At 64.0% G+C, this 13,607-nt stretch carries 16 protein-coding genes; 4 read left to right on the top strand and 12 right to left on the bottom strand.

The annotated features are described in order from the left end of the window. Positions 1-12 precede the first annotated feature (12 nt). Positions 13-384: a DUF952 domain-containing protein gene (locus tag Q1V51_RS07730; protein WP_300554957.1), complete on the top strand. Its 372-nt coding sequence runs from the start codon at positions 13-15 to the stop codon at positions 382-384. Further along, a complete protein-coding gene (locus tag Q1V51_RS07725; protein ID WP_300554954.1) occupies positions 381-1,409 on the top strand; it encodes a quinone-dependent dihydroorotate dehydrogenase in 1,029 nt (342 codons plus the stop codon). Before Q1V51_RS07730 ends, Q1V51_RS07725 begins: the two co-directional genes overlap by 4 nt. Here Q1V51_RS07725 and Q1V51_RS07720 read toward each other — a convergent pair. The 9 genes from Q1V51_RS07720 to Q1V51_RS07680 form a co-directional block, all read right to left on the bottom strand. Next, positions 1,406-2,737: an MATE family efflux transporter gene (locus tag Q1V51_RS07720; RefSeq protein WP_300554951.1), complete on the bottom strand. Its 1,332-nt coding sequence runs from the start codon at positions 2,735-2,737 to the stop codon at positions 1,406-1,408. The genes Q1V51_RS07725 and Q1V51_RS07720 overlap by 4 nt on opposite strands. Before the next feature lie 41 nt (positions 2,738-2,778). After that, complete coding sequence (locus Q1V51_RS07715; protein WP_300554949.1) at positions 2,779-3,147, bottom strand: thiol-disulfide oxidoreductase DCC family protein; 369 nt, start codon at positions 3,145-3,147, stop codon at positions 2,779-2,781. 54 nt (positions 3,148-3,201) lie between these two features. Beyond that, on the bottom strand, positions 3,202-3,621 hold the full coding sequence (locus Q1V51_RS07710) for a PaaI family thioesterase (RefSeq protein ID WP_300554947.1): 420 nt from the start codon (positions 3,619-3,621) through the stop codon (positions 3,202-3,204). Then, on the bottom strand, positions 3,618-4,109 hold the full coding sequence (locus Q1V51_RS07705) for a PaaI family thioesterase (RefSeq protein WP_300554945.1): 492 nt from the start codon (positions 4,107-4,109) through the stop codon (positions 3,618-3,620). The genes Q1V51_RS07710 and Q1V51_RS07705 overlap by 4 nt, the downstream gene beginning before the upstream one ends. A 93-nt stretch (positions 4,110-4,202) precedes the next feature. Then, positions 4,203-5,030 carry a response regulator gene (locus Q1V51_RS07700; RefSeq protein WP_300554943.1) on the bottom strand — a complete coding sequence of 276 codons (828 nt, stop codon included), beginning with the start codon at positions 5,028-5,030 and terminating at the stop codon, positions 4,203-4,205. Positions 5,031-5,114: 84 nt separating this feature from the next. Next, positions 5,115-5,450, bottom strand: a complete 336-nt coding sequence (locus Q1V51_RS07695; RefSeq protein WP_300554941.1) for a DUF6460 domain-containing protein — start codon at positions 5,448-5,450, stop codon at positions 5,115-5,117. A 56-nt stretch (positions 5,451-5,506) separates the two neighbouring features. Further along, entirely contained in the window at positions 5,507-6,337 is an 831-nt protein-coding gene (locus tag Q1V51_RS07690) for a mechanosensitive ion channel domain-containing protein (RefSeq protein ID WP_300554938.1), read from the bottom strand. An 84-nt stretch (positions 6,338-6,421) separates the two neighbouring features. Beyond that, the gene (locus tag Q1V51_RS07685; RefSeq protein ID WP_300554935.1) at positions 6,422-7,162 is read right to left on the bottom strand and encodes a hypothetical protein; all 741 of its coding nucleotides are present in this window, start codon (positions 7,160-7,162) and stop codon (positions 6,422-6,424) included. Between the two features lie 56 nt (positions 7,163-7,218). After that, positions 7,219-8,166 (bottom strand): hypothetical protein, encoded by a 948-nt coding sequence (locus Q1V51_RS07680; protein WP_300554933.1) that lies wholly within the window; start codon positions 8,164-8,166, stop codon positions 7,219-7,221. Between the two features lie 124 nt (positions 8,167-8,290). Between Q1V51_RS07680 and Q1V51_RS07675 the strand changes: the two genes are divergently transcribed. Together Q1V51_RS07675 and pdeM are read left to right on the top strand one after the other, a co-directional pair. Beyond that, a complete protein-coding gene (locus Q1V51_RS07675; RefSeq protein ID WP_300554930.1) occupies positions 8,291-10,753 on the top strand; it encodes a ligase-associated DNA damage response DEXH box helicase in 2,463 nt (820 codons plus the stop codon). Between the two features lie 10 nt (positions 10,754-10,763). Then, complete coding sequence (pdeM, locus tag Q1V51_RS07670) at positions 10,764-11,483, top strand: ligase-associated DNA damage response endonuclease PdeM (RefSeq protein WP_300554927.1); 720 nt, start codon at positions 10,764-10,766, stop codon at positions 11,481-11,483. Here the strand turns inward: pdeM and Q1V51_RS07665 are convergent. From Q1V51_RS07665 to Q1V51_RS07655, 3 genes are read right to left on the bottom strand one after another with little or no spacing between them, the layout of a single operon-like run. Next, the gene (locus Q1V51_RS07665) at positions 11,462-11,932 is read right to left on the bottom strand and encodes a DUF3429 domain-containing protein (protein WP_300554925.1); all 471 of its coding nucleotides are present in this window, start codon (positions 11,930-11,932) and stop codon (positions 11,462-11,464) included. The two genes, pdeM and Q1V51_RS07665, sit on opposite strands and share 22 nt — an antisense overlap. Next, on the bottom strand, positions 11,929-12,666 hold the full coding sequence (locus Q1V51_RS07660; protein WP_300554922.1) for a TIGR02186 family protein: 738 nt from the start codon (positions 12,664-12,666) through the stop codon (positions 11,929-11,931). The genes Q1V51_RS07665 and Q1V51_RS07660 overlap by 4 nt, the downstream gene beginning before the upstream one ends. After that, positions 12,666-13,604, bottom strand: coding sequence for a sulfite exporter TauE/SafE family protein (locus tag Q1V51_RS07655; RefSeq protein WP_300554919.1), 939 nt, complete (start codon positions 13,602-13,604; stop codon positions 12,666-12,668). Before Q1V51_RS07655 ends, Q1V51_RS07660 begins: the two co-directional genes overlap by 1 nt. Positions 13,605-13,607: the final 3 nt, after the last annotated feature.

Genomic DNA, 13,607 nt, shown 5'->3' with positions numbered 1-13,607 from the left:
AGGCCGCTGCTCATGACCGATACGACTGCATACCGACTCGCAACGCCGGAACGCTGGGCCGAGGTGATGACCGCCGGTGTCTTCAAGGGCGACCCGCATGATATTGCCGACGGCTTTATCCATCTCTCCGCCACGGCCCAGGTGGAAGGCACGCTGCTCAAGCATTACGGCGAGCATCCGCGCCTTGTCCTGGCGGAGATTGATCTCACCGTCCTGGGCGACACGGTAAAATGGGAAGTCTCCCGGGGCGGCGCGCTGTTCCCGCATGTCTATGGTGATATCCCGGCCAGTGCCGTCCGCGGTGTGCGCCATATCCTGCGCGACGAGAATGGTGACTGGGTGCTGCCCGATGACATTGCACGCGCGTCGGAGGAGCGGCCATGATCCATGATACTGCGGCGCGCTGGTTGCACCGGATGGAACCGGAAGCGGCCCATCGCTGGACCATTCGCGGCCTGAAATGGGGCCTTGGTCCGCGCCAGTTCGGCGCCGATCACGCCATGTTGGCAACGTCGCTGGCTGGTATCGAATTGACCAACCCGGTCGGCCTTGCTGCCGGGTTCGACAAGAATGCCGAGGCGCCGGACGCCATGCTGGCGGCCGGGTTTGGCTTCGTGGAATGCGGTGCCGTAACGCCGCGCGCCCAGGACGGCAAGCCTCGGCCGCGTGTTTTTCGTCTCTCTGAGGACCGGGCGATCATCAATCGTATGGGTTTCCCAAATCAGGGGCTCGACCTGTTCGAGCGCCGGCTGGCAGCGCGCCAGCGGCGAGGTGGTGTGGTCGGGGTCAATCTCGGTGCCAATCTCGATAGTGAGGACCGGGTCGCGGACTATGTGGCCTGCCTCGACAGGCTGAAAGATCTGGCCCAGTTCTTCACCGTCAATATCTCTTCGCCCAATACCCCCGGCCTGCGTCAACTGCAGGGCTCGGGTGCGCTCGACGGCCTGCTTGAAGCGGTCAGCGCTGTACGCTCCAAAGCGCCCCTTTTCCTGAAGGTCGCGCCGGATATTGCCGATGAAGATGTGGCCGATATCAGTGCCGCAATCACGCGTTTCAAGCTCGACGGGATCATCGTCAGTAACACTACGATCCAGCGGCCGCAAAGCCTGAAAAGCGAGCATATGGGTGAGGGCGGTGGCCTGTCCGGCCCGCCCGTCTTCGAGCGTTCCACCGAATTGATCCGCCACTTCCGCGCGGCTGGTCCGGACCTTGCCATTATCGGTGTCGGTGGTGTCAGCGATGCCGAGACCGCCTATTGGAAAATCCGCGCCGGGGCCAATGCCATCCAGCTCTACACCGCCCTCGTCTATGAAGGGCCGGGCGTTGTCCAGCGCATCAAGGCCGGGCTGGTCGAGCGGCTCACAGCGGACGGGTTCGCCAATATCGCGGAGGCTGTGGGCGCCGGTTAACCGGTCGCGGCGGCCCGGCGCTCCAGCGCCGGATAGCCCACCGCCAGAGCGGCGCCGCGGGCAATATAATAGATCAGGAAGGCCGCCCAGACGCCGTGATTGGCGAAGCTGGGGGTCAAGAGCGTGTCTGCGGCGAGATAGACGATCAGCGAGGCGATACCCGCATTGCGCAGGATCTTGCCCGAGGTGGCGCCGATGAAGACGCCGTCGAGGAGCCAGGCGCCGGCTCCCAGCAGCGGCACCAGGGCACACCAGGGCAGATACGTTATCGCGGCTGTCCGCGCGCTCTCATCCGCGATCACCACGGTCAGGGCCGCCTCGCCGAACAGGAAGGTCAGCACCGCAAAGATCGCACCGGCTGCCAGCATGGGCTCGCCCGTCATGCGGACCGTTCGGCGTAGAGCGGCGAGAGATTTGCGCCCGACTGCGCGGCCGGCCTCGGTTTCCGCGACAAAGGCGAAAGCATCGAGCACGAAGGCCCAGAGTGTAATCACCTGAAGCAGGACATGATTGCCGGCCAGGGCCGTCGTGCCTTGCCGCGCTCCGGCGTTGGCGAACCAGGTGAAGCCGATCACCAGTGTCCAGGTCCGGATCATCAAGTTGAAATTGACGTGGAACATCTCGGCCAGGGCATGCGGATCCAGCAGGCGCTGGCGGTCCAGCGCCCCCTCGGCCAGCCCGTCCTGCCGCTTGAGCTGGTGCATGGCGAAGCCTATGCCGATCAGCAGCGCCCCCCATTCCGCGATCGCGGTGGCTGCCCCCACTCCGCCGGGGCCCATGCCCAGGCCGAGAACAAACCAGAGATCGAGAATGATATTGATGGCCGAAAAGCCGGCATACATGGCCAGCGTTGCCCCATTGCGCCCCAGCCCGATCAGCCAGCCGGAAATGGCAAAGGCGGCGAGGGCACCGGGGGCACCCCAGACGCGGGCAAGGAGATAGTCAGCCCCCTTGCTCTCGACATCCGCCTCGCCCTGCAGAATGGCGAACCCGCCCCAGGCGATCAGGTCGCGCAGCAGGAAAACGGCAAAACCCAGCACGGCGGCGACGGCCATGGCGCGCATCAGGATGCGCTGGGTCTCGGCCAGTTTGCCGGCGCCGTCGGCCTGAGCCGTCAGCCCTGTGGTGCCCATGCGCAGGAAGTAGAAGCTCCAGTAGAAGACCGCGAAGATCGTACCGCCCAGCGCAACCCCGCCGAGATCACTGGCATCGCCGGACAGGCCCAGCACAAAGGTGTCGATGACACCGGCGAGGGGAACACTGGCATTGGCGAAGATCAGCGGCCAGGCTCGGGTGAGCACTTCCAGCCGGGTCAGGGGCTTGTCCATCTCCTGCTGCTAGCGCGTAAGCGCTTGGGCGTGCAAGCGCCTTAGTCGACGCGGCAGACACCGTCCCGGCAGTTGTCGCGCGGACGCAACGGCGCCAGCTTGCGATAAATGAAGTCGAGCGGGATGCGGATGATGGCCGGGCGCGTCAGCATGGCCAGATATTTCCAGCCGGGAAGCCGTTCCCAGATGGCGATGAATGCAGCCACTCCGGTCACCACCTCACCGGAGGGCAGCCGCACATGCATCGCGGCAAGCGCCTGATCCCGGTCGACATCATCGGGGAGGTCAGGCGCATTGCAGTCTTCCAGCCGGATATAGTCGTCACCGAATTTGGAATAATGCGCCATTTCGCGCCGGCACATGGGGCAGAGCGCGTCATAGTAAGCGATAACGGGACCGAGCGTGTTCATGCCTAACAAACTAGTACACCAGCAGGTCCGGACCAGTGACAGAGCGCCGCAGGTCTAGCGCGTCCTCTCGCTGGCCGGTGTAATCATGAAATGGCCGTGCAGGGTCGCGACCGGAGCGCCGCGGCGTCCCTGCCAGGCCTCGACCCGGACATTGGCGACCCGGCGGCCGCTGCGGGCGACCTGGGCGCGGGCATAGACATCAGCAGCGCGGGCCGGACGCAGATAGTCGATAGCGACATCAATGACCTTGGGCAGGCGATCGAGTGGCTGGCTGACGATGAGCGAGGCCGAGGCCGTGATCTCAAGAAACGCCCCGACAGCACCGCCATGAAGCGCCGGAATGAGCGGGTTGCCGACCAGGTTTTCCTCGTAGGGCAGAAGACCCGTCAGCTCGTCGCCGCGGTAATCAAAGCTGACCCCGAACTTGGAGACATAGGGGGTGTTGAGCAGGGTCTGCAGCAGGGTCTCGCTCATGTCGTCTCTCCCTGGCCAAAGGCTTTCTTGGCGCGTTCGGTCGCCGCTTGCGAGGCCTTGGTGACCATGAAGGCGGCCTGGGCGATGGCGACGGGGTCGTCCCGGTCGCCGTCATGTGCCGTGGCCCGAACGAAGACGACCAGTCCATGCGCGCGCACCGTGCTGGCTTCGGCAATCACATCCAGCCCCGGCTCGGCCGGGCGCATATAGTCAATGCGAAGGTCCAGCGTTGCAGGGGTGTCCTGGGCTCCGAGGCCGGCAAAGGCCGCCAGACCACAGGCGTGGTCCAAAAGTGCCGTGACGACACCCCCATGCAAGATGCCGGTCTCCGGATCACCGACCAGGTCAGGCGAATAGGGCGCGCGCATGATGATATGGTCGGGTTCGAGCTGATCGATCTTCAGCCCGAGGGCAACGGCATGGGGTGAGCCATCGACCAGGAGCGGGGCAACGCTTTCGAGCACTTCGCGGATTTTTTCCTCGGACATGAGCCGGTCTCCGTGACTGGGAGACCAGACATAGGCCTGCTCGCCTCCGGGCGCAAAGGAGCGGCGCTGCCGAATGGCACCGGAAGGGCGGGTTCAACCGACCTGGAAAGTATCGCCGGCGTCGCTGGTGCGCCGGGCCACGACTTGCTCCAGACCCGTCACCACAGGTTCGCGCAGCGGATTGCCCTCATCGGCCAGACGGGCCAGCTGGGCGATGGCGGCGCGGTGCATCTCGACGATCTCCGCTTCCTTGTCGCCGTATTGCTCGACGCCATTGATGAAGCGCTGCTGCGAGCGGGCCACACGGATCGCCAGGGCATCACTGGTGCGGATCATCTCGTCCGCCATGGCCACAGAGGCGGCGCGGGCCGCTGCCATGGGCGTGTTCAGGCCAGCATCGACATCGGCGGTGCGTTTGAGCGCCGGTCCCTGCTCATGGAGTGGGCGGCGACGCCGGTCCGGCCCGGTGAAGCGGGCAGCCTGGACGAAGGCGCGCGGGCGCTCATTCAGCGAGGTCAGGCGCTGGCGCAGGATGGCGGGTGACAAGGGCGTGACCAGAAATTCCGTGACGCCGGCATCGGGGGCCTGTTCGACCTCGCTTCGGCTTTTCGGAGCGGTGATCATGACCACTGGTGCTGCCCGGTAGCGGGCCTGCTGGTCGTCGCGGATCGACCGGATCAGACGCAAACGGTCCTCCTCACGCTCTGCCGCGCGATTCCAGTCGGTCAGGATCAGGCCGGGATTGTGTTGGCGCATGAAATGGCGCGCGTTGTGAACGCTGCTGACGACCAGCACATTGCGAAAACCGGCATCACGCAAAAGCCCGCCCGTCAGCGAACGCATATAGCCATTGCTTTCCAGCAGCAGGGCCGGGCTGCGTTGCAGGGACGGGCGATCCTTGGGTGTCGTCATTGCATTCATAACGGTTTCAGTACACGAACCGGATTGAGATCGCGCAAAGAAACACGGTTAAGGATGACGGAATTTCAGTTCTGGTAGAGCGGCTTAGTCGCGCTTGAAGGCACCAAGCAGGCGCATGAACAGCCAGATCGGCAGAACGATGATCGCGCCCATCAGGAAGTACTGTATCGCCCGGTCGGCGCTTCCCAGAACCGCCTCGACGATGCGCTCGATCGCTTCGCCCAAGGTTCCGAAGAAGTCCACCCAGAGCTGGGCCGGGTCGACCTGGAAGGCGACCAGGACCAGACCGACAATGACCGAGATCAGAACCAGGCGCAGGATCTCATTGAGCCGGATCGAGAACACCCGGGCGAGGAAACCGCGCGGCGCCTCGTCCGACTTGTTGGCCCGTGCGGGGCTGGTGGAGATATCGTCACTCATGACACTCACTCTAACATCAATTGCGGCACAATCGCGACCAGCCCCGAACTATTTCCCTAGTCCTTGCGCTCGACATTGACCTGGTGCGGATAGGGGATGGAGATGCCCGACGCGTCGAAGGCGTTTTTCACGTTCTTCATGGCGTCGAAATAAATGCCCCAGTAATCCCCGCTATCGCACCAGACGCGGGTGACGATATCGACCGAGGAGCCGCCATGGGCGGTCACGGCGGTAAAGATATCGGGGTCCTTGTGAATGCGCTCGTCAGCACCCAGCGTGTCGTGGATCACCTTCATTGCCTTGTCGATATCGTCGCCATAATCGATCGAGAAAACGAAATCGACACGACGGGTATCATTGGCGGAATAGTTGGTGATCACCGATCCCCAGGCGGCACCATTGGGTACGATGACTTTCTTGTTGTCGCCTGTGGCCAGCTCGGTGGTGAAAAGATTGATGTCCTTGACCGAACCGGACTGCCCCGCAACCTCGACGAAGTCACCGAGCTGATAAGGCCGGAAAAAGATGATCATTACGCCGGCGGCCAGGTTGGACAGCGTGCCCTGCAGGGCCAGGCCAATCGCCAGGGTGGCGGCACCCAGGGCGGCCACAAGGCTAGTCGTTTCAACGCCGAAGCGGGCCAGAACCGCGATCAGCACGACCGCCATGATCGCGTAGTAGATCAGCGAGGAGAAGAACCCGCCCAGCGTATCATCGATGCGGTCACTCTTGACTGCGGCTGCGCGCACGCCCTTGCGGACAGCACCGGCGACCATCATGCCGACGATCAGGATAGCGGCTGCAAGCAGGACGCTTGTGCCTGCGCCGATAACGCGCTCGGTCAGCGCCGAGATGGTTTCCGGCGAGATCAGGTTTTCCGGGTCCATATTTCCCCCCTCGTGAAATGTTCAAGCAGTTTTGTATCACCACTCTCGCAGTGGGGGAAAGCGTTTCAGCTAAGTCTTGCTGTATTAGATCTGCTCGGCTTCACCCTCGAGTTCACCCGCCCGTCCGGACCGGATGATCATGATTTTCTGCCAGATTTTAGACGCCATGTTGGAGGTCAGCGTTTCAATGTCATTGACCGAGGCAATGACTACCGGGTCGCGCGAATTCTGGGCGTAGAGCGCCGCGATCTTGCCAGCGAGTGAGAGCATTTCCGCGCAATAATCGAGGTAGCGCGAGAGTTCGAACTCGGTCATTTCCCGATCCGGTGAGGACACGGTGCGCGGTCCAAGGCGCAAAAGCGCGGTCGGGTCCTTGGTCAGCTGGTGCATGTCGACGACGTGGGCCACCGAGCGCAACTCGTGCAGGTCATCCAGCGCCAGCGATCGTTTCAGACGCTCCTCGATCCGCGACAGGGTGAAAATGGCAACCGCTGCAAGGATGACGATATTCAGCCCAGCCTCCACCCCCGCGAAAACCGAGAAGATGTCCAGGCGGCCGTTCTCCATCTCCATCGTGTTGATCAGGCGATAGCCCATATATATCAGGGCGCCGATCGCCGCGACGATGGCGGTCAGAGTTCCGGCCCGCAGGGCGAAATAGGGGCGGGCGAGGCGCTGGGTCCTCAACTCGTCACGATTGGCCAGCTCGATCAGCTCCTCAATAACATTATTGAGGCTCGCATCGGGGAAGCGTTCCCTGATTCGCGTGGCCAAGAGCTCGAGCGTCTCGGCTATACGTCTTGAATTGAGTGTGCGAAACGGCACGGCATTCCCCCAGCTACGGGCGCAACATGCCGTGCCGGACCGGAGCTGTCACCCGCCTAGCTGGTGGCGGCCGGAACAACCGCTGCGGTGGTGACGGCGGCGATCATGGCAGCCTGGGCGGCCAGAATGGCAGCCAGATCGCTGGCGGCGCGGACTGAAGAGCCATCGCCGAGCTGGGCCAGGGTCAGGCGCATGGCCAGCTTCGCCGTTGTCTGCTGGGGCAGGCGCGGCTTGAGCGGCAGGAGCGCTTCGAAGCTGCGAACCAGCGCCTCTGCCGTATCCTGGCCATTGCCATGGGCTGCCAGTACGGCCAGGCCGGCCCGGCCAATGCCAGAACGCAAGCTGGAGCGGCCCCGTACCGCAAGGTTCAGCGATGTCCAGGCCGAGGCAATTTCTCCGCCCTTCAGGTCGAGCAGGGCGACTTCATAGGCTGCGGCCTCAACGGCACTGCCCGGGACGCCGCCATCGCGCAAAGCCTGCCGGGCCGCGCTGAGACGACCGGCGAGTTCGTCGGGCAGGAAGCCCGCGGCGGTACCGGCCGCAGCGAGGACTTCCTCGCGACCCGCTTCGCGGCGCCACCAGGGCGCGGCAATGGCTTCGAGCGTATCGAAATAGGTGTCGGCCTGGTGCACATCCGCGCCGGCGCTGCACAAGGCCAGCGCCGCCGGAGCGCCACCATGAGACAGACCACGGCCACCGCGCCGGGCCCTTTCATCCTGCAGCGCCTTGCGCAGAATGAAGAACTGGCTCGGCCGACGCTTGGATGCGGCCAGCACCGTGGCATAGACGAGGCGCATGGGTTTGTCCGGCGCGCGCCAGTGGCCCAGGCGTGAATTCAGCTCGCTGCGGATATCGAACACGTTTTCGATCAGGGTTTCGACATCCGGCTCGGCCGTCAGCGCCGCCAGCGCGGCAAAGCGGGCCTGCAATTTCTCTCCGCGTCCTGCGCGCGCCTGAAACGCGGCGTCCAGCGCCTTGAAGCGGTCGATCACAGCATGGGTCATGTAAATCCTCCGAGCCTTGATCATGCCCGTTCCCAGTTTCGCGTGGCAGGGGGACGGTCTTTTCCATTGTCCCTCTTCATCTTGTGGCTTTGATGCCTGCCGCCCGGCTTGTATGTCAGTTGGGATGAGTGATACGAGCGCGCGCCTGCCGGAACGGTTTGATGCCTGGTTTGCCAGCCGTGGCTGGCGTCCGCGCGCGCATCAGCTGGAGATGATCGAAGCGGCGCGAGCCGGTGAAGACACACTGCTCATTGCCCCGACCGGTGGCGGCAAGACGCTGGGCGGCTTTCTGCCCAGCCTGATCGATCTGGAAGCGGTCCTTCGCGCTGCGCCGGCGCAGCGTCCGCATCGTCTGCACACGCTTTACATCTCACCGCTCAAGGCTCTGTCCGTGGATGTCGCCCGCAATCTGATGATCCCGGTCGAGGAAATGGGGCTGGATGTGCGCATCGAGACCCGGACCGGTGATACTTCAACGTCCAAGCGCCAGCGACAAAGGGCACACCCGCCCGACATCCTACTGACAACACCGGAACAGCTGGCGCTGTTCTGCGCAACGGCCAATGCCGAGGCGTTTTTCCGCGATCTGAAACGGGTCATCATCGATGAAGTCCACGCTATCGCGCCGCAAAAGCGAGGTGATCTTCTCAGCCTCGGTCTGGCTGCGATTTCGCGCTGGGCTCCCGCCGCGCGTCGAGCGGGCTTGTCGGCCACCGTGGCGGACGAGCAGGGCCTGGCGCGCTGGCTGGCCGGTCAATCCGGCGACGAGGATGCGTTTGCCCGCATCGTCCGCGGCAATGCCGGCGCCCGGCCCGAGGTGGATATTCTTGATCCGGAGGAGCGTATTCCCTGGGCCGGTCATTCCGGGCGCCATGCGCTCGGCGAGATCTATGAAAAGATCAAATCGGCACGGATGACGCTGGTCTTCGTCAATACCCGCTCCCAGGCCGAAACTACGTTCCAGGATCTCTGGCATCTCAATTCCGATAATCTGCCCATCGCCCTGCATCACGGCTCCCTGGCCCCGGAGCAGCGGCGAAAGGTCGAGGCGGCCATGGCCAAGGGCGCGCTTAAGGCGGTGGTGTGCACCTCCACGCTCGACCTTGGCATCGACTGGGGCGATGTCGATCTGGTCATCCAGATGGGCGCGCCGAAAGGCTCCTCGCGCCTGATCCAGCGCCTTGGGCGCGCCAATCACCGGCTCGATGCGCCTTCGCGGGCCTTGCTGGCTCCGACCAACCGGTTCGAACATCTTGAGTGCGAGGCGGCCCGTGACGCCGTGGCGCTCAACGCCCTGGACGGCGAGCCCTTGAGTGCCGGGGCCCTCGACGTCTTGGCTCAGCATTTGATGGGGCGCGCTTGTGGCGAGCCGGTCGCCGCCGACACCCTCTACCAGGAGGCCCGGGCCGCCGCCCCCTATGCGCATATCGAGCGTGAGCTGTTCGACAAGGTCATGGCTTTCGCCTCGACGGGTGGATATGCGCTGCAGAGCTATGACCGCTTCCGCCGCATGGTGCAGGGCAAGGACGGGCTATGGCGGGCCCGCTCGCCGCAGATCGCCCAGCGTCATCGCATGAATGTGGGCACCATCGTGGAAGCGCCGATGCTCAACGTGGTTGTCTCCTCGCGCGGTCGCGGCGGACGGCGGCTGGGACAGATCGAGGAATGGTTCGTGGAACAGCTGGTTCCGGGCGACACTTTCCTGTTCGCCGGTCAGGTCCTCAAATTCGAGGGTATCGAGGAAATGACGGCCCGGGTCACCCGCTCAAGCGATCCGGAGCCGAAAATCCCGTCCTACCAGGGCGGCAAGTTTCCGCTCTCAACCTATTTGGCCCAACGTGTCCGTGCTATGGTGCAGAATCCAGGCGAATGGTCGAAACTCCCGCAGCAGGTGCAGGACTGGCTCAGCCTGCAGCAGGAAAAATCCATGCTGCCGCCGGCCAATGGCCTGCTGGTGGAGACCTATCCGCGGTCGGGCAAATTCTATCTCTGTTGCTATCCGTTCGAGGGACGGCTGGCGCATCAGACGCTGGGCATGCTGATCACGCGACGGCTGGAACGTATGCGGATGCGGCCGATGGGGTTTGTCGCCAATGAATATGCCCTTGCCGTCTGGGGGCTGCGGGACATGTCGGGTCTCGATTTTGACGCGCTGTTCGGCGAGGACATGATGGGCGATGATCTCGAAGCCTGGCTGGCCGAGAGCGATCTGATGAAGCGAACCTTCCGCAATTGCGCCCTGATCGCCGGGCTGATCGAGCGGCGTTTCCCGGGCCAGGAGAAGACCGGTCGCCAGGTCACCTTCTCGACCGACCTGATCTACAATGTCCTGCGCGAACATGAGCCCGACCATGTTTTGTTGCAGGCGGCCTGGGCCGACGCGGCGACCGGCCTGCTGGATGTGCGCCGCCTTGGCCAGGCCTTGTCTCGCGTGAAAGGCGGCATCATCCACAGGCCCTTGCAGCGAATTTCCCCACTGGCAGTGCCGGTCATGCTCGAAGTGGGCAAGGAGCCGGTCTATGGTGAGGCGCAGGAGAGTATTCTCGAAGACGCTTCCGAAGCCCTGATCGCGGAAGCCCTGATCTGAGGCCGCAGCTTTGACCGATCGCCCGGAAATCCTCAGCTTTGATCTTTCCGGCACACGGGTACTGGCGGATGCAGAGGGTGTTCTCATCGTGCCGGGCGAGGCGACCTTGATTGTCTCGGATCTGCACTTTGAAAAAGGTTCGGCCTATGCCGCCGGCGGCCAGTTACTGCCGCCCTACGATACCCGTGCGACCCTGAAGCGCCTGGCCTCTGCCATTGAGCGGCACGCGCCGGAGCGGGTCATTGCCCTCGGCGACAGTTTCCATGATCTCGGCGCGGCGGGCCGTATGGCCGGCGATGATATCGCGGCGATCAAGGCCTTGGTGGCGGGTCTTGATGACTGGGTCTGGATCGAGGGTAATCACGACCCCCAGCCGCCCGAAGAGCTGGGCGGCCGCACGGCTCATACGCTGCAGCTGGGCGCTCTGGTGCTGCGCCACGAGCCGCTCGAGGCGCTGGCCCCCGGCGAGATCGCCGGTCATTTACATCCCTGCGCCAAGGTGCGCGGACGGGGCCGAGCGGTGCGTCGGCGGTGTTTTGCCACCGATGGACGGCGCCTGATCATGCCCGCCTTCGGGGCCTATACGGGCGGGCTCAATATCTGTGATGCGGCCTTCCAGGCGTGTTTCGGACGGGTGCCGGATGCGCTGGTCATGGGACGCGATGCGGTTCACGCCATTGCCGCCCGCCAGTGTGTGCCGGACAGGGCTCAGCTGCGCGCCAGCAGGTAGAGCAGGGTCATGGCGATCGCCGATCCGACCGCGCCGAGGGTCAAGATCAGGCGCAACCGCCCGAACCAGGCAGGCAGTTCACCATGCGCAGCCGCCTGGCGGTCCCAGGCCATCATCACCAGGAGGCTCACCGCCAGCAGCAGCCAGGCGAGATGCGGATTGGACGCCCAGTGCAGCAATGCGGCCATCAGGCCCAGAATGCTCGGAGCGACCGATGCCGACAGGACGGCGAGGTCCGGCGTTTCGCGGCTGACGATTTCGCGGCCCCATCTCACACCCCCGAGAAAACTCAGGATCAGACCAGCATAGACTGTATAGAGCCATTCCTCGGCAGCGGCGCTACGGCCTGCCAGCAGCGCATGCGTGGACAGGGCGACCGGGATCCAGAACGGAATCCAGCCGGCAAGGCCGAGAAAAAGGGCGGAGGCGGGTAGGGTTTTCGTGCTCATCGACGAGCGAATATGGCAGCCCCGGCCCATCCGGCAAGCATGGCGAGGACAACACAGAACAGTCCGTACACCATGGGCAGGCCATGTGCGAACTCGTAGATGAGGCGTTCCAGCCCCGCTTTTTCCACGCGCAGGCTGGTCGATCGGCTGGCGACCGGGCGGCCGTCGCGGAACAGGTAGACCTCCGCGGTGTAATTGCCGACCGGCGTTGACGGCGGCAGGGCGAGGGTTGCGCGGAACAGGCCGCCATCGAGCACTTCGACCCCGCGCGGCGCACTCGCATACAAGGCCTCACGCGCTCCAGCGCGTTCAACCGCCTTGCGGTATTCCAGCATTTCCGCGATCGGTGTCTCGCCTGGCCGGGTCAGCAAATGGTCCAGCCCGATCCGGTTGCGCACGAGGGCCGCCTCATTGGCGATCTCCTCCAGTGGCCGGCTCGAGGCGATGGCGTAATAGCGCGGTACGGCCTGGAATTCGCGCGCCGAGCCATTGATCCAGATACCGAAACTGCGGGTCTTGCGCATCACGCGCAGGTCCTGCTCGGGGCCGCGCAGAACGACCACGATTTCATCCTGGATGGTGAGCCCGCGTGTGGCGCCGTAAAGGACCAGCTCGGTGCCGGCGAAATCCTCGCGGATCTCCACGGTTTCCTGGGTCAATGCCCCCATAATGCTTGGCGCTTCCGAGGTGATCGGCTGTTGCAGGGCGAGGGCAAGCAAGGCGGCCAGCAGCATTATTCGCCCTCCATCCCAACCGGCAGGACCTCGAACATGTCCGCTGGAGTGACGACGAGATCCCAGCCCAGCTTGAGACAGACCGCGAGTACCATCGCCGCCAGCAGGGCACGCAGCTCTTCCGCTTTCACATGCCGTCCTGCCCGGGCGCCGAACTGGGCGCCGATCACGCCGCCAACAGTCAGCAGCATGGCCAGCACGATGTCGACGGTCTGGTTCTGTGTCGCCTGCAGGAAGGTCGTCAAGGCGGTGACGAAGAGGATCTGGAACAGCGATGTGCCGACCACGACATTGGTCGGCATGCGCAGGATGTAGATCATCGCCGGAACCATGACGAAACCGCCGCCCACACCCATGATCGCGGCCAGCGTTCCGACGAAGAAACCGATGGCGATTGGGGGAATAACGGAGATGTAGAGGCCGGACCGCGGGAAGCGCATTTTGAACGGCAGGGTGTCGATCCAGCCGCGCTTCTTACGCTTGCCCATTCCGCCTTCACGGCGGGCTTCCGGCTGGCGGCTGCGCATGATGGTGCGTGCGCTCTCATACATCATCAGCCCGCCAATCGTGCCGAGAAAGCCGACATAGCAAAGCGAGATTATGAGATCGATCTGACCCAGACCGCGCAGGAAGGTGAAAAGCTGGACGCCGAATATCGAGCCGGCCGAACCGCCGGCGAGCAGGAGCAGCCCCATTTTCGGATCGAGCGACCGCCTGCGCCAGTGCGCCAATGCGCCGGAGGCTGAGGACGCGACGATCTGGTTGGCTTCGGTGGACACGGCCACGGCGGGCGGGACGCCGATGAAGATCAGCAGCGGGGTCATCAGGAAGCCGCCGCCGACACCGAACATGCCGGACAGGAAGCCAACCCCGGCGCCAAGTCCAAGCAACAAAAAGATGTTCACCGAGAGTTCGGCGATCGGTAGGTAGATCTGCACCGG

It is taken from the genome of Maricaulis sp., from assembly GCF_030149235.1.
Lineage (GTDB): Bacteria > Pseudomonadota > Alphaproteobacteria > Caulobacterales > Maricaulaceae > Maricaulis.
This window is presented reverse-complemented; position numbering and strand designations above follow the sequence as displayed.

Coding starts and splice junctions, on each gene's coding strand:
- Q1V51_RS07730 (WP_300554957.1), top strand. CDS start 13: ATGACCGATACGACTGCATACCGACTCGCAACGCCGGAACGCTGGGCC.
- Q1V51_RS07725 (WP_300554954.1), top strand. CDS start 381: ATGATCCATGATACTGCGGCGCGCTGGTTGCACCGGATGGAACCGGAA.
- Q1V51_RS07720 (WP_300554951.1), bottom strand. CDS start 2,737: ATGGACAAGCCCCTGACCCGGCTGGAAGTGCTCACCCGAGCCTGGCCG.
- Q1V51_RS07715 (WP_300554949.1), bottom strand. CDS start 3,147: ATGAACACGCTCGGTCCCGTTATCGCTTACTATGACGCGCTCTGCCCC.
- Q1V51_RS07710 (WP_300554947.1), bottom strand. CDS start 3,621: ATGAGCGAGACCCTGCTGCAGACCCTGCTCAACACCCCCTATGTCTCC.
- Q1V51_RS07705 (WP_300554945.1), bottom strand. CDS start 4,109: ATGTCCGAGGAAAAAATCCGCGAAGTGCTCGAAAGCGTTGCCCCGCTC.
- Q1V51_RS07700 (WP_300554943.1), bottom strand. CDS start 5,030: ATGAATGCAATGACGACACCCAAGGATCGCCCGTCCCTGCAACGCAGC.
- Q1V51_RS07695 (WP_300554941.1), bottom strand. CDS start 5,450: ATGAGTGACGATATCTCCACCAGCCCCGCACGGGCCAACAAGTCGGAC.
- Q1V51_RS07690 (WP_300554938.1), bottom strand. CDS start 6,337: ATGGACCCGGAAAACCTGATCTCGCCGGAAACCATCTCGGCGCTGACC.
- Q1V51_RS07680 (WP_300554933.1), bottom strand. CDS start 8,166: ATGACCCATGCTGTGATCGACCGCTTCAAGGCGCTGGACGCCGCGTTT.
- Q1V51_RS07675 (WP_300554930.1), top strand. CDS start 8,291: ATGAGTGATACGAGCGCGCGCCTGCCGGAACGGTTTGATGCCTGGTTT.
- Q1V51_RS07665 (WP_300554925.1), bottom strand. CDS start 11,932: ATGAGCACGAAAACCCTACCCGCCTCCGCCCTTTTTCTCGGCCTTGCC.
- Q1V51_RS07660 (WP_300554922.1), bottom strand. CDS start 12,666: ATGCTGCTGGCCGCCTTGCTTGCCCTCGCCCTGCAACAGCCGATCACC.